The organism is Polaromonas sp. P3_C2 (assembly GCF_056402675.1).
Genome location: NZ_JBFUGX010000728.1, coordinates 1 through 1,908, shown reverse-complemented (window position 1 = coordinate 1,908; position 1,908 = coordinate 1). Strand labels below are relative to the sequence as shown.

General features: G+C 62.7%; 2 protein-coding genes. Both read left to right on the top strand.

Annotated features, from left to right (window positions below):
• The first annotated feature begins 379 nt into the window (after window positions 1–379).
• Entirely contained in the window at window positions 380–757 is a 378-nt protein-coding gene (locus tag AC1DWI_RS21255; RefSeq protein ID WP_477668193.1) for a VOC family protein, read from the top strand.
• Between the two features lie 320 nt (window positions 758–1,077).
• A partial coding sequence (locus AC1DWI_RS21250) for an MFS transporter (protein ID WP_477725687.1) occupies window positions 1,078–1,908 on the top strand: 831 nt, incomplete at its 3' end.

The window sequence follows — 1,908 nt, the reverse complement described above, 5'->3', positions numbered from 1 at the left end:
GCCATGGCCGGCTCAGCGGTCTGGGCTTGTGCCTGCGCGGCCAGCAAGGCTGCCGCGGTGGCCAGGGCCAGCAAGGAGACCGGCATCCAGATGCGGTGGTGGTTCAGGCTGGAAGGCGTATTGGTGGGGGTGTTGGTTGTCGCGTGCATGGGCTTCCTAAGGGAGTGTGGTCAGTCACCATTGGATGCTATCCCCGTACCCAATACCAGTGTTCTTGCAGGGTGTTGCGCCGGTTTACCTGCCGGCGGAGCGTGGATACATTTCTTTGCATGCGGAGTCCGGTGCACGTACACAAGGACACATTTTTCCCGCTGGGCCAGGGTTGACATGCCCCGGCGCGGCCACAAACATGGGAGCTGAAAGGAGCCATCATCCAATCATGCTTGCCAACCGAAACGCCATGGCCACCATCGCCGTCAGGGACCTTGCGGCGGCGAAGAAATTTTATGGAAGCACGCTCGGCCTCACGCCGCTGGACACCGCCGAAGAGGGCGTGCTCACCTACCAGAGCGGCACCGCCACCGTGGTGGTGTATGTCTCGTCTTTCGCCGGCACCAACAAGGCCACATCCGCCACGTGGGGCGTGGGCGACGAATTCGACAACATCCTGAAGGCGCTCAAGGCCAAAGGCGTGGTGTTTGAACACTACGACATGCCCGGCATGACGCTGCAAGGCGATGCGCATGTCGCGGGCGACTTCAAAGGCGCCTGGTTCAAGGACCCGGACGGCAACATCCTGCATATTCTCAACCGCTGATCCAGCCGGCGCCTGCTTTCCGCCATGCCGGGGCTATGCCAGGGTGCCGGGAGGGCCACGGTGCTCCCGTTTCCTGACCRCTAAATTAGCCAGCCGGATGCCCGGCTTCTATCCGCCAAATCCGGCTGCGCTTGTAGGACACAGGCACCCCGCACCGCTCCTGCGGCGTGTTCATCATAAAAATGATCTCCAGAGCAATATGAACGCGCGCAACCAGCTATTGATTTGATAGCATCCGGGTTTGCGAACCAGACGAGCCTCATGAATTGATTCCGCTGATGACGCCGATCGACCTTCATTGAACCGGGGAGAAACTGCAGATGACACACAACATGGAAACCCGAAAGCGCTGGTGGGCACTGGTGGTGCTCTGCCTGGGCGTGCTGATGATCGTGCTCGACACCACCATCGTGAATGTGGCGCTGCCATCCATCCGCACAGACCTCGGCTTTACCGAGACCTCGCTCGTCTGGGTGGTGAACGCCTATATGCTGACCTTCGGCGGTTTTTTGCTGCTGGGCGGCCGGCTGGGCGATCTGTATGGCCAGCGCAGGTTGTTCCTGGCGGGGCTCACGCTGTTCACCGTGGCCTCGCTGGCCTGCGGCCTGGCCAATTCGCAGGTGCTGCTGGTGGTGGCCCGTGCGGTGCAGGGCCTGGGCGGCGCGGTGGTGTCGGCGATTTCGCTGTCGCTCATCATGAACCTCTTCACCGAACCGGCCGAGCGCGCCAAAGCCATGGGTGTCTACGGCTTTGTCTGTGCCGGCGGCGGCAGCATCGGTGTGCTGCTGGGCGGCGTGCTGACCGATTCGCTCAACTGGCACTGGATCTTTTTGGTCAACCTGCCCATAGGCGGCGCCGTGTTTGCGCTGTGCCTGTTCCTGCTGCCCGGCGGCAAGGGGCAGGCCACCGGCGCGCGGCTTGACGTGTGGGGCGCCGTCACCGTCACCACCGCGCTGATGCTGGCGGTCTACGGCATCGTCAACGGCAACGAAGCCGGTTGGCTGTCAGGCCAGACACTCGGTTTGCTGGGTGTTGCCGCAGTGCTGATGGCGATCTTCCTGGCCATCGAAGCCAAGGTCACGACACCGCTGGTCCCGCTGGGCCTTTTCCGCCTGCGCAACGTCGCTACCGCCAACGTGGTCGGCGTACTG